Source organism: Streptomyces sp. NPDC018964 (assembly GCF_044390325.1).
Classification (GTDB): domain Bacteria; phylum Actinomycetota; class Actinomycetes; order Streptomycetales; family Streptomycetaceae; genus Streptomyces.
The window spans coordinates 63467-84519 of the sequence record NZ_JBIRYZ010000015.1 but is presented as its reverse complement, the minus strand read 5'-3'; the positions used below and the strand labels follow the sequence as shown (position 1 = coordinate 84519).

The 21053-nt window shown below is 71.9% G+C and carries 21 protein-coding genes and 2 pseudogenes; 10 read left to right on the top strand and 13 right to left on the bottom strand.

Annotation, left to right across the window (positions count from 1 at the left end; all coding sequences use genetic code 11):
• Window positions 1-143 precede the first annotated feature (143 nt).
• The 3 genes from ACH5AO_RS24455 to ACH5AO_RS24445 form a co-directional block, all read right to left on the bottom strand.
• On the bottom strand, window positions 144-2009 hold the full coding sequence (locus ACH5AO_RS24455; protein ID WP_398928017.1) for a LamG-like jellyroll fold domain-containing protein: 1866 nt from the start codon (window positions 2007-2009) through the stop codon (window positions 144-146).
• Between the two features lie 169 nt (window positions 2010-2178).
• Complete coding sequence (locus ACH5AO_RS24450) at window positions 2179-3081, bottom strand: hypothetical protein (protein ID WP_398928015.1); 903 nt, start codon at window positions 3079-3081, stop codon at window positions 2179-2181.
• 308 nt (window positions 3082-3389) lie between these two features.
• Complete coding sequence (locus ACH5AO_RS24445; RefSeq protein ID WP_398928013.1) at window positions 3390-4154, bottom strand: CDP-alcohol phosphatidyltransferase family protein; 765 nt, start codon at window positions 4152-4154, stop codon at window positions 3390-3392.
• Here ACH5AO_RS24445 and ACH5AO_RS24440 point away from each other — a divergent pair.
• Window positions 4153-4613: pseudogene (locus ACH5AO_RS24440) on the top strand (hypothetical protein); the annotation flags it as partial. The gene ACH5AO_RS24445 and the pseudogene ACH5AO_RS24440 overlap by 2 nt on opposite strands.
• 67 nt (window positions 4614-4680) lie before the next feature.
• Here ACH5AO_RS24440 and ccsB read toward each other — a convergent pair.
• From ccsB to hemL, 7 genes are all read right to left on the bottom strand, one after another.
• A complete protein-coding gene (ccsB, locus tag ACH5AO_RS24435; protein WP_398928011.1) occupies window positions 4681-5814 on the bottom strand; it encodes a c-type cytochrome biogenesis protein CcsB in 1134 nt (377 codons plus the stop codon).
• Complete coding sequence (locus ACH5AO_RS24430) at window positions 5811-7559, bottom strand: cytochrome c biogenesis protein ResB (protein ID WP_398928009.1); 1749 nt, start codon at window positions 7557-7559, stop codon at window positions 5811-5813. The genes ccsB and ACH5AO_RS24430 overlap by 4 nt, the downstream gene beginning before the upstream one ends.
• Window positions 7560-7563: 4 nt before the next feature.
• Window positions 7564-8337: a cytochrome c biogenesis CcdA family protein gene (locus ACH5AO_RS24425; protein WP_398928007.1), complete on the bottom strand. Its 774-nt coding sequence runs from the start codon at window positions 8335-8337 to the stop codon at window positions 7564-7566.
• 1 nt (window position 8338) lies between these two features.
• Window positions 8339-8998 carry a TlpA family protein disulfide reductase gene (locus ACH5AO_RS24420; RefSeq protein ID WP_398928005.1) on the bottom strand — a complete coding sequence of 220 codons (660 nt, stop codon included), beginning with the start codon at window positions 8996-8998 and terminating at the stop codon, window positions 8339-8341.
• Window positions 8999-9064: 66 nt separating this feature from the next.
• On the bottom strand, window positions 9065-10366 hold the full coding sequence (locus ACH5AO_RS24415) for a hypothetical protein (RefSeq protein ID WP_398928146.1): 1302 nt from the start codon (window positions 10364-10366) through the stop codon (window positions 9065-9067).
• Window positions 10367-10532: 166 nt separating this feature from the next.
• Window positions 10533-11180: a histidine phosphatase family protein gene (locus tag ACH5AO_RS24410; RefSeq protein ID WP_398928144.1), complete on the bottom strand. Its 648-nt coding sequence runs from the start codon at window positions 11178-11180 to the stop codon at window positions 10533-10535.
• A gap of 41 nt (window positions 11181-11221) precedes the next feature.
• Entirely contained in the window at window positions 11222-12538 is a 1317-nt protein-coding gene (gene hemL, locus ACH5AO_RS24405; protein WP_398928003.1) for a glutamate-1-semialdehyde 2,1-aminomutase, read from the bottom strand.
• Window positions 12539-12839: 301 nt separating this feature from the next.
• Here hemL and ACH5AO_RS24400 point away from each other — a divergent pair, with 301 nt between their 5' ends.
• The 5 genes from ACH5AO_RS24400 (at window position 12840) to ACH5AO_RS24380 (ending at window position 16883) form a co-directional block, all read left to right on the top strand.
• Window positions 12840-13448 carry a hypothetical protein gene (locus ACH5AO_RS24400; RefSeq protein ID WP_398928001.1) on the top strand — a complete coding sequence of 203 codons (609 nt, stop codon included), beginning with the start codon at window positions 12840-12842 and terminating at the stop codon, window positions 13446-13448.
• A 374-nt stretch (window positions 13449-13822) separates the two neighbouring features.
• Entirely contained in the window at window positions 13823-14674 is an 852-nt protein-coding gene (locus tag ACH5AO_RS24395) for a hypothetical protein (RefSeq protein ID WP_398927999.1), read from the top strand.
• A 10-nt stretch (window positions 14675-14684) separates the two neighbouring features.
• A complete protein-coding gene (locus ACH5AO_RS24390; RefSeq protein WP_398927998.1) occupies window positions 14685-15275 on the top strand; it encodes a hemerythrin domain-containing protein in 591 nt (196 codons plus the stop codon).
• A gap of 110 nt (window positions 15276-15385) precedes the next feature.
• A complete protein-coding gene (locus tag ACH5AO_RS24385; RefSeq protein ID WP_398927996.1) occupies window positions 15386-16357 on the top strand; it encodes a Rieske 2Fe-2S domain-containing protein in 972 nt (323 codons plus the stop codon).
• On the top strand, window positions 16341-16883 hold the full coding sequence (locus ACH5AO_RS24380; protein ID WP_398927994.1) for a DUF1360 domain-containing protein: 543 nt from the start codon (window positions 16341-16343) through the stop codon (window positions 16881-16883). The genes ACH5AO_RS24385 and ACH5AO_RS24380 overlap by 17 nt, the downstream gene beginning before the upstream one ends.
• Window positions 16884-16927: 44 nt before the next feature.
• On the opposite strand, the gene ACH5AO_RS24375 is transcribed toward ACH5AO_RS24380, so the two are convergent.
• From ACH5AO_RS24375 to ACH5AO_RS24365, 3 genes and pseudogenes are all read right to left on the bottom strand, one after another.
• Window positions 16928-17449: a hypothetical protein gene (locus tag ACH5AO_RS24375; RefSeq protein ID WP_398927992.1), complete on the bottom strand. Its 522-nt coding sequence runs from the start codon at window positions 17447-17449 to the stop codon at window positions 16928-16930.
• Between the two features lie 75 nt (window positions 17450-17524).
• Window positions 17525-17899: a hypothetical protein gene (locus ACH5AO_RS24370; RefSeq protein WP_398927990.1), complete on the bottom strand. Its 375-nt coding sequence runs from the start codon at window positions 17897-17899 to the stop codon at window positions 17525-17527.
• Window positions 17896-18322 (bottom strand): annotated as a pseudogene (locus ACH5AO_RS24365) (cbb3-type cytochrome c oxidase subunit I); the annotation flags it as partial. The pseudogene ACH5AO_RS24365 and the gene ACH5AO_RS24370, both read right to left, overlap by 4 nt.
• Before the next feature lie 6 nt (window positions 18323-18328).
• On the opposite strand from ACH5AO_RS24365, the gene ACH5AO_RS24360 reads away from it, so the two are divergent.
• From ACH5AO_RS24360 to ACH5AO_RS24345, 4 genes are all read left to right on the top strand, one after another.
• Window positions 18329-18466, top strand: a complete 138-nt coding sequence (locus ACH5AO_RS24360) for a hypothetical protein (protein ID WP_398927988.1) — start codon at window positions 18329-18331, stop codon at window positions 18464-18466.
• Between the two features lie 178 nt (window positions 18467-18644).
• Window positions 18645-19109, top strand: coding sequence for a hypothetical protein (locus ACH5AO_RS24355; protein WP_398927986.1), 465 nt, complete (start codon window positions 18645-18647; stop codon window positions 19107-19109).
• Window positions 19110-19129: 20 nt separating this feature from the next.
• The gene (locus ACH5AO_RS24350; RefSeq protein WP_398927984.1) at window positions 19130-20281 is read left to right on the top strand and encodes a zinc-dependent alcohol dehydrogenase; all 1152 of its coding nucleotides are present in this window, start codon (window positions 19130-19132) and stop codon (window positions 20279-20281) included.
• 8 nt (window positions 20282-20289) lie between these two features.
• Complete coding sequence (locus ACH5AO_RS24345) at window positions 20290-20985, top strand: phosphodiesterase (protein ID WP_398927982.1); 696 nt, start codon at window positions 20290-20292, stop codon at window positions 20983-20985.
• Window positions 20986-21053: the final 68 nt, after the last annotated feature.

Here is a 21053-nt window from a genome sequence, read left to right as displayed (position 1 = left end):
CGCCCCCCGCCGGCCCCCGCGCCCGCCCCCCCCCCCCCGCCCCCCCCCCCCCCCCCCCCCCGCCGCCCCCGCCCCCCCCCCCCCCCCCGCCCCCCGCCCCCCCCCCGGGCCCCGGACGATCGCGGGCGGGGCGCCGGGGCGGGTCAGCCGACGAGGTTCTTGATCCGGGCGGCGGTGAGGGCCCGGTCGAAGACCCGTACGTCCCGGACGGCGCCGGGGAAGAAGTCGACGGCCTGGCCGCCGTAGGACGCCCGGCCGATGATGAAGGGGCCGGTGGCGGGCACCGGGTTGGTGTCCTCGCCCTCCGCCTCCTGTACGCCGTTGACGTACAGCCGCAGGGTGCGCGCCGGGCCGTCGCAGACGCCGGCGAGGTGGGTCCAGACGTTCACGGCGGGCTCGCCGCGGCCGGCGACGCGCAGGCCGGGGCGGGAGAGGGCCCAGCGGTTCTCCTCGACGGCGTACTGGAGGTAGAAGCCGCTGGCGTCCTGGGCGTCCTGGCTGACGGCGGTGGCCCAGTCGCCTGGTGCGGCGGAGAGCCGGACCCAGGCGGCGACCGTGAAGCTTCGGCCCTCCCCGGTCTCCACCACCGGTCCCCCGGTCATGATCTGGCCGCCCCGCCCGTCGAAGACGGCGCCGCCTCCGCCGGGCAGCCAGGTCACGCCGGTCGCGGCGCCGTCGTGACGGCCGCCCGCGGTGTCCCGCGCGACCGCGCCCGAGGTCTCGTCGAGGGGCCAGTGCCCGACGGGCCGGACGGGCTGCGGGGTGGCGGAGGGCGAGGACGAGGGGGAGGCCGAGGAGGGGGGCGTGGCCCGGTCCCGGTCCGCGGCGGCCGACCGGTTGAGCCAGAACCCCGTCCCGGCGCCGACCGCGGCGACCGCGCCCCCGCCGACGCCGAGGAGCAGGAAGGCCCGCCGGCTGCCACCGCGTTCCCGGCCCGCCCGGCGGCCGGTCGGCTCCGTGGCGGCGGGTGCCGGCTCCGGGGCGGCACCCACCCGGGTGGCCTGGTCGTGGAAGTGCGGCGCCACCATGGTCGCCTGCTGCGGGAGGGTGCCGGGCCCGCCGTCGCGCGGCAGTACGTTCGTCGGGGCCCCCGGATCCGTGGCGCGGGCACCCGGGACGGGCGTACCGGCCGGGGTCGGGGACCCGGCGGCGTTGCCCTGCTGCGGCCAGGGGCCGAGGTGCCGCAGGGCCATCGTGTTCTCGTCGCCCAGTGCGCCGACCCGGGCGAGGATCTCCTGCGGGGTGGGGCGGCGGGCCGGGTCCTTGGCGAGGCAGTCGCCGATGAGGGCGTGCAGGGCCGGGTCGGTGACGGCGCCGATGTCGGGGGTGTTGTGCACCACGCGGTAGAGCAGCGCGGGGGTCGGTCCCTCGCCGAAGGGATTCGCGCCGGTCGCCGCGAAGGCCAGCACCGCGCCCAGGCAGAAGACGTCGCTGGCCGGGGTGATCGTGTCGCCGTTGACCTGCTCGGGCGACATGAAGCCGGGCGAGCCGGCCACGAGGCCGGTGCCGGTGATCGAGTCGGCCTCGACGCTGCGGACGATCCCGAAGTCGATGACCCGGGGCCCGTCCTCGGCGAGCAGCACGTTGGAGGGTTTGAGGTCGCGGTGGACGAGGTTCACGGCGTGGATCGACACCAGCGCCTCGGCCAGCCCGGCCGCCAGCGCGAGGACCGCCCCCGCCTCGAACGGCCCCCGCTCGACGACCGCCTGCTCCAGCGAGGGACCGGCGATGTAGCTGGTGACCAGCCACGGCAGGGGCGCGTCCGGGTCGGCGTCGACGACCGGGGCGGTGAAGGCGCCGCTGACCTTGCGGGCCGCCTCGACCTCGCGGCGGAACCGGTCCCGGAACTCGGGCCGGCGCACCAGCTCGGCGTGCACCACCTTGACCGCGACGAGCCGCCCGCCCGGGGAACGCCCGAGGAACACCTGGCCCATACCGCCCGCGCCCAGCCGGCTCAGCAAGCGGTACGCCCCGACGGAGTGCGGGTCGTCCGGCTCCAGCGCTGACACAAATGCCTCCCGGCGTGCGATCTCGGCCCATGGGGGCAGGGCCAAGCATAAAGCCAATCGCACCCGTGTTCGCCGAAGTGCCTTACGCCGTACGGCACTTCGACCGCCATCTTCTTCCTGAACGCCGCGCTGCGCCCCTGCACGGAGCCGGGCGGCCAGGGAGTCGGCGTCATTCGAAGATCTCTTCGGCCTTCGGGACGGTGACGGCGCGGGTGAGCCAGCGGCGGAGGAGGTCGGGGTCGGTGCAGTCCGTGACACGACCGCGGACGTCGTCGGAGATGTCGAGGCCGCGCTGCTCCAGGACGAGCAGGACATCCTCGGCTGCGCGGCGCGCCTCGCCTTCGACGCGGGCTTCCGCGCGGGCTTCCGCGCGGGCTTCTTCCCGGATCTCTTCGACGAGGTAGGACTTGTAGAAGGAGAGGTCCACAGCCACCAGGTTCCTCCAGAGGTGCTTGGCCGGGTGCTTGCCCAGGCCCTGTGCGGTGAATTCGACGAGGGGGTCCGCGATGTCTTCGGGCACGTCCCGCAGTGCGGTGGAGAGGGCCTTCAGTATCGCATTGACGGCGGGTTCGGCGGCGTGTGTGATGGCCGCGAGGCTGGTCAGGACGAGGTCGGCGCGGGCCTCCTCGGGGTCGGTGATCACGGGCATGTTGTGCGGACCGGCGACCACGGGACGCAGGGTGAGGGTGGGCAGTTGGGGCGGCCCGCTGCTGACCGCCCGCTGGGCCCATTCGGCCGTGGCGTGGTCCTGGCAGACGACGAGGAGCGCGGTGGGCAGCCGGTACTTGGTCCAGAGGTAACTGGTGTAATACGCCCAGCTCGCCGGCTTGTCCGGGTTCTTGCCGCCCTGGGCCTCGATCGCGAGGAGGAAGTCGCCCTGCTCCGCGGTCTCGAACCGCAGGACCGTGTCGACCCGGCGTTCGACGGGGCTGGTCTCGGTGAGGTCGGCCGGCAGGGGTGTGGCCCTGACGGGCCTCGGGATGTCGACTCCGAGGAAGCGTGAGACGCGACTGAAGAGTCCGGGATCGTGCTGGAAGATGCGGTGCATCGCCTCATGGGGCGGCTTGACCATGGGTCTCCTTCATGTCAGCCCCCGAAGAGGGGCGACATATGTCGTCGGCATGTGCGCCAAACGTAAGGAGAACGGGGCCCGGAAAGCGGGCAAACCGGTGATGTTCACCCACGCGAGTGAATCGGACGCCGCGCGCGAGGAGCGCTGCCACGTTCCGGCCGACCTACGACGGTTCCCGGTTGTGTGAGCATCTCGGTCGATTCCGTTGACGCGACGCTCAGATGTGAAGGGCGTGAGCACTTCCCTGGAAAGTGCTCACGCGTTTTCGACGAGGTGACTCCGCGGGCGCCGCTCCCGGAGGGGGAGGGTCAGCGCAGGCGGGACGACGACAGGATCGACAGCAGGTGGGCCGGGACCATCACCCAGGTGATGACGGCGAGCGCGCCCAGGGCCCAGCGGGTCGGCTCGATGCCGCCGGTGACCGCGTCGGCGACCGCCGCGACGAGGAGGACGAGGGACGCCTCGATGCCGTTGGTCACCCGGTGGATCTTGAACGCGGCGGCGATGCGGCGGACCGTGGCGACGCCCTCCGAGCGCGGGCGGGTGGACTCGTCGTCGGCGACGGCCAGTCCGCGGCGGGCGCGGGCGACGTCCACCAGGTCGGTGGAGGCCTTGAGCAGGACGACGCCGAGGGCGGTGGCGATACCGACCGACAGCCAGCCGCCGACGCCCGACTCGGCGGCCCGGTAGCCGGCGCCCGCCATCAGCGCCGCGTCCGCGAGGTACGCGCCGAGCCGGTCGACGTAGATGCCGGCCGCGCTGTTCTGCCCCTTCCACCGGGCGACCTCGCCGTCCACGCAGTCGAAGAGCAGGAACAGCTGCATGAGGACCACGGCGAGTACCGCGCCGGCCAGGCCGGGGATCATCAGCGCGGCGCCGGAGGCCACTCCGCACACCACCATGGTCCAGGTGAGCTGGTCGGGGGTGACCGGGGTGCGGACCAGGTGCCGGGTGGTGCGCAGGGATACCTTGCGCATGTAGAGCCGGCCGGCCCAGTGCTCGCCGTTGCGGCTCGCCATCTTGGCCTGCGGCTGGCAGACCTCCCGCAGCTCCTCCAGTACCGGCGCACCCATGACGTTCCTCCCAGCCCCGACCACCGCCCGCGCGACGATGATCGGGCCAGGGTACAGAGCACGTACGGCAGGCCGTCGGCAGGGGACACCGACCCCATGGAGCCGATCGGTCCGGGCACTGCCCTCACGGAGATCCGCGCCAGGCTGGAAGAGGGCGGCATCCCCGTCGGCGCACGCGGAGACCGCCGCCTTCCGCGCGGTGGGGCGGGACGGCAGCGGTCGTACCGCGGTACGACGAGGGTGACGACGCTCCCCCGCGCCGGCACCGCTCGGGACTCGTCCGGCGGTTCGGCACCTCCCGGGTGGTGATCGACGAGGCGGTCACCTTCCACGGCGGGCATGACCGGGCGGTCGGCCGGGCACGGTGTGGGGATCGTGCCGCTGGACGATCCGGAGTGCGCCGCGATGGTGCGGGAGCCCATCGTCCGGCATCCACAGGTGTGGAGCGAGAACATCGGGAACCGGACGACGAAGGCCGGTTCCCGTGACTCAGGTCACAGGGAACCGGCCTTCGTGGTGCGTGGGTTCAGAACCCGACGGACCGCAGCGCGCCCAGGCCGACGTCGGCGTACGAGTGCTTGCCGGAGACGAAGATGTTCACGCCGTAGTAGTTGAACAGCCAGCAGCCGAAGGCGAGCAGGGCCAGGTAGGCGGCCTTGCGGCCCTTCCAGCCGGCGGTGGCGCGGGCGTGCAGGTAGCCGGCGTAGGCGACCCAGGTGATGAAGGACCAGACCTCCTTGGGGTCCCAGCCCCAGTAGCGGCCCCAGGCGTCGCCGGCCCAGATGGCGCCCGCGATGATCGTGAACGTCCACAGCGGGAAGACGGCCGCGTTGACCCGGTAGGAGAACTTGTCGAGGGACGCTGCGGCGGGCAGGCGCTCCAGGACGGAGGTGGCGAAACTGCCGGGCTTGCCGCCGCTCGCGAGCTTGTTCTCGTACGTGTCCTTGAACAGGTAGAGGATCACGCCGACCGCGCCGACGTAGAAGACCGCGCCGCACAGGATCGCCGTGGAGACGTGGATGTACAGCCAGTACGAGTGCAGGGCGGGGACGAGCTGGTCGCTCTCGGTGTAGAGGACGGTGACGGCCAGACCGAGGTCGAGGAGGACCGTGGTGGTGAGGAACAGGCCGAGCCAGCGGATGTTCTTCTTCAGCGCCAGCAGCAGGAGGTACACGCCGACCGCGGTGGTGGAGAAGGTGATGTTGAACTCGTACATGTTGCCCCACGGCGCCCGCTGCACGGACAGCGCGCGGGTGAGCACGCCGCCGAAGGAGAGGCAGAACGCGAGCACGGTGAGGGAGACGGCGATCCGTCCGTAGAGGTCGCCCTTCTCGTCGCCGCCGTGCGCCCCGGGCCCGTCGGGCACGTCGCGGGAGCCGGTGGCGGCGCGCACGACGACCTTCGGCCGCTCCAGTACGGCGGTGCCGCCGGCCTGCTTCACGGTGACGGCCGGCGCCTTCTTCGCCTGGGCGCCCGCCTTCGGGCTGAGGGCGGCGGCGGTACGGGCGACCTTGCTGCGGCTGCCGAAGGTCCACTCCGCGATGTACGCGAAGAAGGCGAGGGTGTAGACCGCCATCGCGGAGTAGACCAGCACGTTGCTGATCTCCGCGAGGTTCTCGTTGGCCGCGGCGGCCAGATCTGTTGCGGCGGCGAGAGTCATTTCTCAGCCCCTTCGGCAGGTACGGCTTCGGGATCGGTGTCGGTGGGACCGGTCGGGTCCGGGGAGGGGTCGGGTGCGCCCGGTGCCCGGTCGTAGAGGATGCCGGCGAGTTCGCCGAGTTCCTCGGGGACCTTCGCGGACTCGCTGCGGCCGAGGCCGGCCATCTCGACGACGGTCACGCCGTCGGCGCCGCGCACCGCGCGCACCCACACGCGGCGGCGCTGGATGAACAGGGAGCCGGCGAGACCGGCGATCGCGGCGACGGCGCCGCCGAGCGCCCAGCCGGCGCCCCGCTCCTGGACGACCTGGAAGCCGGCCCACTCCTTGACGTCCTTCTCGAAGGTGACCGAGCCGGCGCCGTCCGGGAGCGTCATGGTCTCGCCGGGCGTGAGCAGCTTCTTGAACAGCTCGCCCTCGGCGTCCTTGAACTCCTTCATCTTGGTCTTGTCCATCTGGTACACGCTCTGCGGAATGCCGGAGTCGGCCTTCAGGTCGCCGTGGTAGGCGGAGAGCGCGAGCACCGGATAGTCCAGCGCGGGGAACTGGGAGAGCATCGTGCCGCTGGCGGAGCCGCCGAAGGTGGGCACGAAGAAGGCGTTGAAGCCGAGCTGCTCCTTCTCGCCCTCCCGGTTGCGGTAGCCGTCGAGGACCTTGACCACGCCGGAGGAGGTGACGTTGGAGTCGAGCGGCAGCAGCGGCACGGCGTCCCGGAAGACGACCTCGCCCTTGCCGTCGCGGACGGTGACGACGGGCGCGTAGCCGTGGCTGACGAGGTAGACCTTGGCGTCGCCGATCTCGAGGGGCTTGTTCACCTTGACGAGGGCCGTCTTCTCCTCGCCGTCGGCGCCCTCGGTGTAGGTGAGCTCGGTCTCGTACGTGCGCGGGGTGCCCTTGTTGGGGCCGGTGCGCTCGTAGGTGCCGGTGAACTCCTTCACGTCGAAGCTGAACGGCACCAGGTCGTCGTTGGTGAAGAGGCTGCCGGACTTGAAGTCGTCGTACTGGGTGAGCGTGTTGGAGAAGCCGTCGCCCTCGACGACCAGCTTGTTGCCCTCGGACTTGAACAGCTGGCCCCAGCCGAAGGCGATCAGCATCACGATCAGCGCGATGTGGAAGAGGAGGTTGCCGACCTCGCGCAGGTAGCCCTTCTCGGCGGCGACGGCGTCACCGGCGAGGTGGGCGCGGAAGCGGCGCTTCTTCAGCAGGGCGAGCGCGGCCTCGCGGACGGCTTCGGGTGCGGCCTCGGTGCGCCAGGTGGTGTGGGCGGGCAGCCGGGTCAGCCGGCGGGGCGCGCCCGGCGGGCGGCCGCGCAGCTGGCCCACGAACTGCCAGGTGCGGGGCACGATGCAGCCGATGAGGGAGACGAACAGCAGGATGTAGATCGCCGAGAACCACACCGAGCTGTAGACGTCGAAGAGCCCGAGCTTGTCGTAGAGGGGCGCGAGGACGTCGTGGCGCTCGCGGAAGTCGGCGACCGCCGTCTCGTCGATCCCGGTCTGCGGGATGAGCGAGCCGGGGATCGCGCCCAGCGACAGCAGCAGCAGGAGCAGCAGCGCGACCCGCATGGAGGTGAGCTGCCGCCAGAACCAGCGGCCCCAGCCGACGACGCCGAGGGAGGGCAGGTTCGGCGCATCCTCCGTGGGCACGGTGGACAGCTGGGAACCGGCGGCGCCGAGGTCCTGGTCGTCGGCGGCCTTGGAGGTGTCGTCGGCGGCCCGGTGGGAGTCGTCGGTTGTCGTCTTGCTCATCGGGTCAGATCCCCACAGTGAAGCCGTTGGACCAGGTCTGCATCTCCGCCACGAGGCTGTCCCACGCGCCGGTCAGCAGCAGCACACCGGTCGCGATCATCATGGTGCCGCCGGTGCGCAGGACCCAGACGTAGTGCCGCTTGACCCAGCCGAAGGCACCGAGCGCCTTGCGGAAGGCCACGGCGGCGAGCACGAAGGGCACGCCCAGTCCCAGACAGTACGCGACGGTCAGTACGGCGCCGCGTCCGGCGCTCTCCTGCTGTGCGGAGAGGGTGAGGACGGAGGCGAGGGTGGGGCCGATGCAGGGGGTCCAGCCGATGCCGAAGAGGGCGCCGAGGACGGGGGCGCCGACCAGTCCGGTCGCGGGGCGCTTGTGGAAGCGGAACTCGCGCTGGGTGAGCCAGGGCATCAGGCCCATGAAGAAGACGCCCATGAGGATCATGAGGACGCCGAGCACCTTGGACAGGACGCCCGACTGTTCCTGGAGGGTCTGTCCGAAGTAGCCGAAGAAGGCGCCGCCGGAGACGAACACGACGGTGAAGCCGAGCACGAACAGGGACGCGCCGGCGACCATCCGGCCGCGCCGGGCCTCGGCCAGGTCGGTGCCGGAGACGCCGGTGACGTAGGAGAGGTAGCCGGGCACCAGCGGCAGGACGCAGGGCGAGAAGAAGGAGACCAGCCCGCCGAGCACGGCGATGGGCAGGGCGACCAGCAGGGCGCCGTTGAGCACCGTGCCGTTGTAGCCCGTCTCGGCGGCGAGCGTGTGCAGGGCCGTCACGTCACTTCTCCGCGACGACCGGCTCGAGCATCTTCAGCAGGCGTTCCTCGCTGAGCGAGGTCAGCGAGCGGGCCGCGATCCTCCCCTCCCGGTCCAGGACCAGGGTCGAGGGGACCGCCTGCGGGTTGAGGGTGCCCTTCTCGAAGCGGAGCATCAGCTTGCCCGTGGGGTCGTACAGGCTCGGGTAGGGGATGCCGAAGTCCTTCTCGAAGGCGAGGGCGGCCGTGGTGCTGCCGTCCCGGGTGTTGATGCCGACGAACTGCACGCCCTGGTCCGCGTACTCCTTGGCCACCTTGGCGAAGTACTTGGCCTCCGCGCGGCAGGGGTTGCACCAGGAGCCCCAGACGTTGAGGACGACGACCTTGCCCTTGTAGTCGGCGACGTCGAGCCGCTCGCCCTCGAGCGTCTTCCCGGACAGCTCGGGAGCGGCGATCCGGTCGCCCTCGGCGACCGTGGAGATGCCGTCGGTGCCGGTGACGAAGTTGGTGTTGCCGCCCCCGCCGGAGGTTCCGCCCGATCCGCACGCGGAGACGAGCAGTGCGGCCGCGGCGGCGCCGGCGGCCAGGGTGGTGCGACGGCGGACGCGGAGGACACGGAGGGCACGGTCCGGGCTGTGTTCGGCTCGGTTCGAGCGCTGGGGGGCGCGGCTGGCGGCACTCATGTGAAAAGTTTCGCATGCCCGTTCCGGGGATCTTGCGCACCCCCCGTGCGGGCGGAAACCCGCATTTCAGGCGGCGTTGCCGGTGCCCGTTCCGGTGGCGCCCGTTCCGGCGGTGCTCGTCCCGGTCGCGCCGCCGGTGTCCTTCGCGAACGCCTTCCAGCCGCCGGCCGGTTCCTGGCCGACGTCCAGGGTGCGGAGCCGCTCCAGCACCTCGGGCTTCTGCACGTCCAGCCAGTCGGTGAACTGGCGGAAGGAGACGAGCCTCACGTCGCCGCCCTTCTCCTTCTCCCGCGCGATGTGCTTGAGCGCCTCCTCCACGGCGTCCATGTAGATGCCGCCGTTCCACTCCTCGAAGTGGTTGCCGATGAAGAGCGGCGCGCGGTTCGTCCCGTAGGCCCGCTCGAAGCCGGATATGTACGCCTGGGCCGCCTGCCGCCGCCAGCCGGGGTGGTTGTGGGCGGGCGCGTTGGTCGAGTTGACCGACTGGTTGGCGAGGATGTTGTAGTCCATCGACAGGACCTCGAAGGAGTGGCCGGGGAACGGTATCTGCTGCAGGGGGAGGTCCCATATGCCCTGCTTCTTCGACGGCCAGACCTGGCGGCCGCCGGGCGAGGAGGAGTCGTAGCGCCAGCCGAGCTCGCGGGCGGTGGGCAGCAGCTTGTCCTGGCCGAGCAGACAGGGCGTGCGGGCGCCGACGAGCTCCTTGTCGTAGTCGAAGGGGAGCGGCTCCAGGTCGGTCCAGCCGGAGTTGGTCCGCCACTCCTTGACGAAGGACTTGGCCTGCTCGATCTCGCTGCGCCACTGCTGCGGGGTCCAGTTGCCGACGCTGCCGGAGCCGCCGCAGAAGTGGCCGTTGAAGTGGGTGCCGATCTCGTGCCCTTCGAGCCAGGCACGGCGGACGTTCTTCAGCGTGTCCTTGATGTGGCCGTCGGTGAGGTAGCCGATGTCGGAGGCGCCGCGCGGATTGTTCGGGGGGTCGTAGAGGCGCTTCTTCGACTCGGGGAGCAGGTAGAGGCCCGAGAGGAAGAAGGTCATGGACGCGCCGTGCTCCTTGGCGAGGTCCAGGAAGCGCGGGAAGAGGCCGTTGCCGACCTCGCCGGCCCCGTCCCAGGAGAAGACGACGAACTGCGGCGGGGTCTGGCCCGGCTCCAGCGGCACCGGCGCCTCGGGCTGGTGGGGCTGCTTGCCGGTGAAGGAGGTGGAGCCGTCGCCGATCGGGCGGGCGGTGTTCGTCGGCTTCGGCTTCGGCGTGCCGGGCCGGTCGTCGGGGCGGGTGCCGCCCGTGTCGCTCCCGCCGCCCGGACCCGTGTGGCCGCCGCAGCCCGCCAGGGGGACGGCAGCCGCAGCTCCCGCCCCGAGCCCGAGCATTCCCCTGCGGGTGAGACTGCGCATGGCAACCCCGTTCGTCACGTCCTCTGGTGGTCACTCACTCAGAGGACGTGACGAAGCCCGGGGTTCCCGACCGCATGCGGGGGTTTCGCAACGATTTTCGAAAGGCTGGTCCCAGGCGGGTGTCACGCCGGTCCGGCGGACGTCACGCCCCGAACGCCTTGCCCTTCCCCTTCACCGGCTTGGCACCCGCGAGCAGATGCGCGGGGACGAGGTCACGGGCCGGCTCGCTGTAGCCGACGGAGACGATCCTGTCCCCCTGGTAGGTGAAGGTGGTCAGCGAGGCGAGCGTGCACTGCCGCTTGCGCGGGTCGTGCCACAGCCGCCGCTTCTCCACGTACGACCGCACGATCCAGATCGGCAGCTGGTGGCTGACCAGCACCGCCTCGTGTCCGCGCGCCGCGTCCTTGGCCGCGTTCAGCGCGCCCATCATGCGGATGACCTGGTCGACGTACGGCTCGCCCCAGGACGGCTTGAACGGGTTGACGACGTGCTTCCAGTTCGCCGGGCGGCGCAGCGCGCCGTCGCCGATGCCGAAGGTCTTGCCCTGGAAGACGTTCTCCGCCTCGATCAGCCGCCCGTCGGTGGCGATGTCCAGGCCGTGCGCCTTGGCGATGGGCTCGGCCGTCTCCTGCGCCCGCTCCAGCGGGGAGGCGACGACGTACGTGACGTCGCGGGGGGCGAGGTGCTCGCCGACCCGGTCGGCCATGCGCCGGCCCAGCTCGGAGAGGTGGTAGCCGGCGAGACGCCCGTAGAGGATCCCGTCCGGGTTCTCGACCTCGCCGTGCCGCATGAGGTGGACGACGGTGATGTCGTCGTCCTTCTTCACGGTGCTCACGCGGTCGCCTCCGCTGCCGCTCGGGCCGCCGCCGGGAGGGCGTCGGCGATCCGCTGGAGGGCCCGCTCGTCGTGCGCGGTGGACACGAACCAGGACTCGAAGGACGACGGCGGCAGGTAGACGCCGTTCGCGAGGAGGGAGTGGAAGAACGCGGTGAAGCGGAACGAGTCCTGCGCCTTCGCCTCCTCGTAGTTCCGCACCGGGCGGTCGGTGAAGAACACGGAGAACATGTTGGAGGCGTTCTGCAGCGTGTGCGCGACACCCTCCTTGGTCAGCGCCTCGGTCACGAGGGACTGGATCCGCGCCGAGACGGCGTTCACCTTCTCGTACGCGGCGTCGTCGAGCAGCCGCAGCTGGGCGAGCCCGGCGGCGGTGGCGACGGGGTTCCCGGAGAGCGTGCCGGCCTGGTAGACGGGCCCGGCGGGGGCGAGGTGGGCCATCACGTCGGCGCGCCCGCCGAAGGCCGCGGCCGGGAAGCCGCCGCCCATCACCTTGCCGAAGGTCATCAGGTCGGGGCGGACGCCGTCGACGCCGTACCACCCGGCGCGGCTGGTCCGGAACCCCGTCATGACCTCGTCGGAGATGTACAGCGCGCCGTTCGCGGCGCACGCGTCCTTCAGCCCCTGGTTGAACCCGGGCAGCGGCGGTACGACGCCCATGTTGCCGGGCGACGCCTCGGTGATCACGCAGGCGATCTCACCGGGGTGCGCGGCGAAGGCGGCGTGCACGGCGTCGAGGTCGTTGTACGGCAGCACGATGGTGTCGCCGGCCTGGGCGCCGGTGACGCCGGGCGTGTCGGGGAGCGCGAACGTGGCCACCCCGGAGCCGGCGGAGGCGAGCAGCGAGTCGACGTGCCCGTGGTAGCAGCCGGCGAACTTGACCACCTTGGTGCGCTGCGTGAAGCCGCGGGCGAGCCGGATCGCCGACATGGTGGCCTCGGTGCCGCTGGAGACGAGCCGCACCTGCTCCAGCGGCTCGATCCGGGCGGTCATCTCCTCGGCGAGCGCGACCTCGCCCTCACCGGGCGTGCCGAAGGACGTGCCGCGCGCGACGGCCTCCCGCACGGCGGCGATCACCTCGGGGTGCGCGTGCCCGAGGATCATCGGCCCCCAGGAGCAGACGAGGTCGACGTACTCGCGTCCGTCGGCGTCGGTCAGGTACGGGCCGGTGCCCGACACCATGAACCGGGGCGTGCCGCCGACGGCGCGGAAGGCGCGCACCGGCGAGTTCACGCCGCCGGGCGTGACGGCCGCGGCACGGTCGAACAGTGCCTGCGAGGCTGGGGCTTCGTATGAATAGGGCAGTTCGCTCATGACCTGCGACTTCTCCGACCTTCTCCGACATTCCGGGGTTTCCCGGCTCCGGGTGCGTATGACGTGTCCAGGGTAGGCCAGGGGCGGCCTGCGGTATCCGGTCCCCGATCGGCCGTGATCTGCGAAACTGGCGTCTGATACACACAGCTCACACGGTCGGGGCCGGCCGGAGGCTGCGAAGCTCCCGCGGGCAGTTGTCCGACCGTACGTTTCGGCGGGCGGCCGTGGGGGAGGTCACTGACACGATGATCGGGTTGCGCGGCGGGGGCCACGCGTCCTAGAAAAGCAGTCGGGTGGAGATATGCATCGCGGTGGCGGACTGGGCGAGGGGACCGATGACCTGGGTCCTCGACGTGCCCGGCGGGGAAGGCACCGACGCGAGGCGGAGGACACGGACAGGACACGTCAGACACGCGGTGAACCGGAGCGGATCGGCCCCCTGAGCGGGGCGGGGAGCAGGAATGGTGGTCGGGTGGGGGTGACGTACAAGTATTTCGGCGCGCCGGACGGCGCCACCGCGGCCCGCGTCCCGATCTCGATGCGCCCCGAGGAACTCGGCGGCGACGAGCTCGGCATGGGCGGCATGTTCACCAAGATCAAGCCGGAGACCATGGCCGCGATGGTCCTCACAGGCATCGAGGGCGTCCCGCTGCACAAGGTGCCGCCCCTGGAGCTGGTCGTCCTGCACCCCGATTACGCGGTCGTGAAGCTCCCCATGACGGTGGTCGACCCGCTGCGCGGCATAGGCGAGGAGGCCGTCGGTGCGGCGGCCTTCATCTGGTCGACGGTCCCGGACCGCGGCGGCCCGCGTGACGCGTTCAACGTGTACCAGCTGCTGCACGAGTGGCAGGACTTCTCGCACCGGCTGCACGAGGCGGGGCATCAGGCGTACTGCCTGGTGTGGCCCTGAGCCGGGGTTTCGTAGGGTTGGGCGGGGTCTTCGGGCCTCGCCCTTTTACTTGCCGGGGAGGGGCCGTCAGGCGGCCAGGGCACATTGAGGGCACATTGTTTTGCTGGGGGTGGTGATGTGCCCTGGGTGGGGCGGTCGCCGTCGCCTGCCGCCGACCGCCGTGCCGGGTCCGGTGAGGCGAGGACACGCTCGCCGATGAGCACGGCATCCGCCCGATCGGCTGGCCCGCCAGGGGGACCATACGGCCCTGCGGGTGTGTGCGGTGGCTGGAAGTCGCCCGTCGTGAACAGACTGAGGGCCACGTCTGTGCTCGTCGCCTGAATCGGGGTACCCCGGCGGCGCGCGGCCCCCCTCGTCCTCAGGAGGCACGGCCCATGACGTTCAACCCACTGGAGCAGCGGGGTATCCCGCTGGACCGGCAGCTGCGCAGCTGGCGTGAGCTGAACGTGGAGCCGATCGACTCGGACCGGTGCGATCCGTACACCCGGTGCCGGATCATCACGATGAACGGGATCGAGGTGGAGGCGATCCTGTTCAGCCACCAGCTCGCCCGGCACACGGTGGACCCGGAGATCAAGCGGCAGCTGGCCCGGGTCCGGTACATCGAGGCGCAGCAGCAGAAGGTGGTGAACTGGCTGCTCCCGGGTGTCTCCTCGGTGCTGGAGACGACGATCGCCTACGAGCAGGTCGCGGTCGACCTGACGGCGTGGGTGGCGCGCATGGAGCCGGACCCGTACCTGAGGCAGGCGTACCAGTTCGGGGTGCTGGAGGACTTCGACCACCTGTACCGGTACGCGAACCTGTACGAGATGATCGAGCACCGCAAGGCCGAGTCGATCGTCGACAACCTGACCGAGGTCATGCCCGGCCGGCCGACGAGGTTCCACCACCGCGATCCGGTCGACAACGTCCGCGACCCCTACGCCAAGGACGAGACGAACCCGCTCTCCAAGCTGCACGCGCTGACGATCATGTCGACGGAGCAGCAGACGCCGAACAAGGGCTACCTGCGGGAGCTGCTCGACACCCAGATGGACCTCACGACACTGGACGCCGGCTACGTCCGCGAGGCTCACGAGCGGTTCGAGCAGATGCAGGAGGCCCTCCACGGCGGCGAGGCACCCCCCAGCGACCGGGTGATCCACGAGCACCAGGAGATGTTCGGACGCGAGTACCGCGTCCAGACCGAGGGCGAGCACCCCGACCCCTCCCAGCGCGAGAAGTAGGGAGGCCGCGATGTCCGAGCTGAAGACCCCGCACGCCGGGGACGACATGGCCAAGGACGACGACGTCGTCTCCCTGCTGATGCGCCAGCACGGCGACATCCGCAACCTCTTCGACGAGGTCGAGGCCACCACGGGCGAGGAACGCCGGGACGCCTTCCGCCGCCTGGTGCGCCTGCTGGCGGTGCACGAGACCGCCGAGGAAGAGGTCGTCCACCCCTTCGCCCGCAAGGGCTTCCCCGGTGGCGAGCAGGTCGTGAAGGACCGTCTCGCCGAGGAGAAGGCGGCCAAGGAGACCCTGTCCGCGCTGGACGAGATGGACACCGACGACCCCAAGTTCATGCCCCAGCTGCTGAAGCTGCGCAAGGGCGTCCAGGAGCACGCGCGGGCCGAGGAACGCTACGAGTTCACCCACATCCGCCGCAGCACCGACGTCACCAACCTGGCCGCGATGGCCAAGGCGATCAAGGCCGCCGAGGCGATGGCACCGACCCGGCCCCACCCGGGGGTCGAGTCCGGGGCGAAGAACATGGCCCTCGGGCCGGTCGCCGCGCTGATGGACCGCACCAAGGACGCCGTACGCAAAGCCATGGGCAAGGGCTGACTCCGCGTCCTCCTGGCCGGCCGGGGCACCCGTCCGGTCGACCGGGAGGCGGAGCCGACGTCCTGGCCCGGCCGCCGTTTGTCCCGTGCCCTCCGGGGGACCCTCCGCCCATGAGCAAAAAGCCAGGTCGCCGCCGTATGGGCCAAAACCGGATGCTGTGCCTGCTCGACGCCCTGGAGCGTGATCCCAGAGCCGACGCGGCGATCGACAAGCTCACCAGGAGTGTGCGAGCGCTCCCCCTGGGCCGGGCTCGGGACGCGTTGCACGGCAGGTGGCTCGGTCATCCCGTGCACCCCTTGATGGTGCAGGTGCCGATCGGCAGCTGGATGTCCGCCGCCGTGCTCGACCTGTGGCCCGGCCGTTCCCGGGGGGCCGGTCTCCTGGTGGGCGTCGGACTGGCCACAGCCGCCCCCGCCGCGTTGGCGGGCGCGGTCGACTGGGCCGAACTCCACCGGCAGCAGAAACGGGTGGGGCTGGTGCACGCCGTGGCCAACACGGCGGCCGTGGGACTGTACGGCGCCTCGCTCCTCTGCCGCCTCACCGGACGGGCCGGAGCGGGCCGCGCGTACGGCTTCCTCGGGCTGACTGCGGTCGGCCTGGGCGGCATGCTGGGCGGCCACCTCGCCTACCGGCAGGCTTCCGGAGCCAACCACGCCGAAGAGGTACCGCACGTCGTCGGCGAAGGCTGGCACCGGGTCGGCACGGTGGACGAGTTCCCCGCCGGGCGGCCCGTGCGGCGTGCCGTGGACGACGTGCCGGTCCTGGTGGTGCGCGAGACCGGCGGCACCTTCCACGCACTGGCCGACCGGTGCAGTCATCTGGCGGGCCCGCTGTCCGAGGGCACGGTCGCCGACGGGTGTGTCGAATGTCCCTGGCACGGCAGCGTCTTCCGGCTCTCGGACGGCTGGAACGTCCGCGGCCCTGCCACCGCGCCCCAGCCCGCCTTCGACACCCGCGTCGTCGGCGGGCACGTGGAGATCAGGCTGCGCCGTGAGGACGGCACGGAGAGCGCGGACGAGGACCGAGCGGCCGGGGCACCGGAGCGGGCAGGGGAGGACAGAGGCCATGGGCACGGCAACTGACGGCGGTGTCGTGGAGCGGCTGAGGCGACGACTGCGCCGCACCGAACGCACCTACTCGGCGGGAGAGGACCGCCCGCTGCGCGGCTATGCGGCGGCCATGACGGCTTTCGGCGTCTACACGGCGGGGTGGGCGGCGGTGGTCAGGATGCGCGGTCGTCCCGTGCCGGACCGGCCCGAGCCCTGGGATGTGGTACTGACCGCGGTGGCCACCTTCCGGCTGAGCCGGCTGCTGAGCAAAGCGTCGGTGACCAGCCCGCTGAGGGCCCCCTTCACCACGTTCCAGGGCCCGCAGGGGCCGGCCGAGCTGCACGAGGAGGCACGGTCCGAAGGCGCCGAGGACACGGTCGGCGAGCTGCTGACGTGCCCGTTCTGCATGAGCGTCTGGGTGGCCTCGACCCTCACCGCCGGACAGCTGCTCTGGCCGCGCGCCACCCGCACCGCCATGGGGGCGCTCACCGCGCTGGCCGGCGCGGACGCCCTGCAACTGACGTACGGCGCGCTGGTGGCCAGGACGACCGGCGAGTGACCACGCCGCGCCCGCCCGACCGCCTCGCGGCCGCGGCGTGGCGGTCACCGTCGCCGGGGCAGAGGTCCCACGTCGGACCGGCGGCCGGGGCGCATCGCGGCGTGCCGCTGCCCCGGACCGGGGCCCGACCGGGCGGCCAGGGCGTCGGCGACGGCGCCGGTGACAAAGGCGTACACCGTCTTGTGCAGCAGGTCGACGGCGAGTTCGCGGCGGGGCCACGTCTGGGGCGGGGCGCCGACGCCGGTGGCGTTCTCCAGGATCTGGTCGGAGGTGACCCGGACGACGGCGAACTTCCCCGACGACCAGGGCCCGCGCAGCCCGGCGTGCGCCATCACCGATCGCAGGACCCCGAGGAGGGCGCCCTGCCCCGCGTGCATGGCCAGGTTCACCGGCACCGGCTGACGCCCCGAGCACTCCCGCATGCCGGTCAGGCGTTCCAGAGTGCGGGCGGGGACATGGGAGTCGGGCCGACCGGTCACCCGTTGCTCCGCCTTCTCGCCCAGCGTCATCACCAGCACCCCGGTCGTACCCGCCAGCAGTCCCTGCCACAGCGCGCGCTTCATCATGCGGCGGCGAGTACCCAGCGCGCCCCGGATCACCTGCTCCCCGGCCCCAGACGGAGGCGGGCCGTCCGGGTCCGCTCAGCGGGCCAACGTCCACAGCGCACCGCTGACGGCGGCCGCGCGGACCAGCAGGCACGACGCCCAGGCACCGTGGCGTCTGAGCAGGTCGCGTCGCAGCCGCAGGTACCGGGCCTCGTACTCCCGTCCCAGCTCGTCGGCACGGCGCAGGGTCGCCTCGAACATCTGGCGGGACAGGCGGAGACGGTGGGCGACGTAGTGCCGTGTGAGGTCCTCCGCCTGCGCGGTGGTCAGCCAGGGGAGGGCGCCGCAGAGCGCCTGCGCCTCCCGGTGTGCGTCTTGCCGGTGTTCTTGGGCCAGGAGGAAGCCTTCCGCCTCCGCCGCAATGCCCGGGACGACACCGGGGGCCGGACCGTGGAGGTGCCCGTCCGTCATCCCCGGTCGCCCTTGTGGCCACTCGTGTCGAGCGCGTCGCGCTGTCCGGTGTTCTCCGCCTGGTCGAGGCCGGCGAGCGCGGGGTGGTGCAGGTCGAAGGCAGGGGACTCGGAGCGGACGCGGGGCAGGGTGACGAAGTTGTGGCGGGGCGGCGGGCAGGAGGTGGAAGGGCAGCGTGGACAGGCCCAGGAGGAAGGCGCCGATGGAGGAGATGGTGTTGAGCGCGGTGAAGCCGTCGGTGGCCAGGTAGTCGGCGTAGCGGCGGGGCATGCCCTCGGCGCCGAGCCAGTGCTGGACCAGGAACGTGGTGTGGAAGCCCACGAACAGCGTCCAGAAGTGCACCTTCTCCAGCCGCGCGTCGAGCATGGTGCCCGTCATCTTCGGCCACCAGAAGCTGAACCCCGCGGACATCGCGAACACCATCGCAGCATGACCGTGCCGTGCATCGTGAAGGACTGGTCGTACTGCTCCGCCGACACGATTTGGAGACCGGGCCGCACCAGCTCCGCCCGCACCACCATGGCCAGCGCTCCCCTGCCCCTCGTGGAAGGTAGTTCGCTCCGGTAACGGACCGCGCCCGCACTCAGCCGATCGCAGGCCGAACGGCCCCAAGTTCCAGTCGGACGGGTGACGACGGGAGAGCGCTGAACACCGGCCTCGGTGACCGTGGCCGTTTCGTCCGCGGGGCTACGGAAACCCGGCGCCGGACGGTGGCCACCGGGACACCGGAAGCGGAGGGCGTTCGATGAGGAAGCTGTGGTGGGCGGTTCCGGTCGCGGCCGTCGGGGCGGCGGCCGTGCGGCGGTCCCGGCCGACGCACCGGGCCGACGAGCGGGCGGGCGACCGCTGGCTCACCGTGACGGTCAACCGGCCGCCCACGGACGTGGGGTCGGAGGGGAAGCTGCCGCCGCCTCTGGACGAGCTGGCGGAGCGCATCGACGTGCGGATCCGCCCGGCACCGGGCGACCGCGGCACGGAACTGGCCGCGCGCTTCAAGGAGCCCGTGTCCGCAGCGTCCAGCTCCGTGCCCGCGCGTCTGGCCGGGCAGGACCCACGGCAGGAGCTGCGGCGCGCATTGCGGGACGCGAAGTCCCTGCTGGAGGCGGGTGAGGTGCTGCGGCCCGACGCGCCGCCCACGACCCGCCCCACGCCGGGCGGCAGGCTGGTCGAGGTGTTCACCCGTCGCTCCGGTGGGGAGGGAGTACTGTGAAGGCGCTGTGCTGGGAAGGCGTGAACAAGCTGTCCGTCGAGCAGGTCCCCGATCCGGAGCTGCGCAACGACCAGGACGTCATCGTGCGGCTGATCGCGGGCACCACCTGCGGCTCCGACCTGCACCTCATCGGCGGCTACATCCCGGCCATGCGCGCCGGTGACGTGATCGGCCACGAGTTCGTCGGCGAGGTCGTGGAGACCGGCTCCGCCGTGCGCAGGCACAAGGTCGGCGACCGGGTCGTCGTCTGCTCCTTCGTCGGCTGCGGACGCTGCTGGTACTGCGCCAACGACCTGTGGTCCCTGTGCGACAACACCAACACCAACCCGGGCATCGGCCAGGCCCTCTTCGGCTACGAGCCCGCCGGGATCTTCGGCTATTCGCACGCCATGGGCGGCCTGCGCGGCAGCCACGCCGAGTACGTCCGTGTACCCTTCGCCGACTACGGCGCCTTCAAGGTCCCCGAGGGCATCGACGACACCAGCGCCCTGTTCGTCTCCGATTCCGTGCCCACCGGGTGGATGGGCGCCGACCTGGCCGGGGTGAAGCCCGGTGACGTGGTCGCCGTCTGGGGCTGCGGCGCCGTGGGGCAGATGGCCGCCCGGGCGGCGTTCCTGAAGGGTGCCGAGCGGGTCGTCTCCATCGACCGCATCCCCGAGCGGCTGGCCATGACCGAGCGGTACGTCGGGGCAGAGACGATCGACTACACGACCACCGACGTCGCCGCGGAACTGCGCGAGCGCACCGGCGGACGCGGCCCGGACGTGTGCATCGAGGCCGTGGGCATGGAGGCGCACAGTGACGGACCGATGCACCTGTACGACCAGGCCAAGCAGCAGCTCCGGCTACAGACGGACCGGCCGACCGCCGTACGCCAGGCGATCCACGCCTGCCGCAAGGCGGGCACCGTCTTCATCCTGGGCGTCTTCGCGGGAGCCGTCGACAAGTTCCCGCTCGGCGCGGTGATCAACAAGGGGCTCACCGTGCGCGGCGCCCAGATGCACGGGCAGCGCTACATCCCCATGCTGCTGGACCGGCTGGCCGCGGGTGACATCGAGACGGCCCATCTGGCGACCCACAGCCTCTCGCTCGACCAGGCGCCGACGGCGTACGACATGTTCAAGGAGAAGACTGACGGCTGTGTACGCGCCGTCATCCGCCCTCAGCCCTGAAGGACCGCATGATCATCAGCAGGATCGCCCACGGACTCGCCCGGTGGCGGTCGGCACCGGCCCTGCACCCGCACGGGGTGCTGTGCACAGGGACGCTGACCGTCGCCGCCGGGGCGGGGGCCGGGTGGGGGGTCCCGTGGCTGGACGGGCCCGGCTCCTACCCGGTGACGGTGCGCTGGTCGCGGGCGCTGGGCCTCCCCCGAGGGCTGCCGGACGGTCTGGGACTGGCTGTCCGCGTCGAGGGCGCCGACGGCCCGGGCAGCACGCTCGACCTGCTGTTCACGTCCAGCCGCCCCGGCCGGTTCGGCCGCCACCTGCCTCTCCCCCGGCCCGATGCCCTGAAGGGGCCGTACTCGACCCTGCTGTCCTACCGAGTGGGTGATCGCGAGCGCGTGCTGGCGGCCTTCCCGCTGCACGACCCCGACGCACGCCGAGAGGACGTGCGGCCGACGCTGTGGCAGGAACTCGCCCACCGACCCGTCCGGTTCGCACTGCGGGCGGCCGCCCCGGACGAGCCCTGGCGCACATTCGCCACCCTGAGCCTGGAGGCAGCGCACACCGCTCCGCCCACCAGCACCGTGTCCTACGACCCCTACACGCACAACCTGCCCCGCCTGCACCCCACCGAACGGCTGCGACGCCTCCGCGACGCCGCGTACACCGGTTCCCGCCACGGACGAACCGCCGACGATCGCGACAAGTGAGGCGGTCGCTCCGGCGGCGGGTGCCGACGACCGGCAGACGACAGGAAGCGCCCGCCATCGGCCACAGC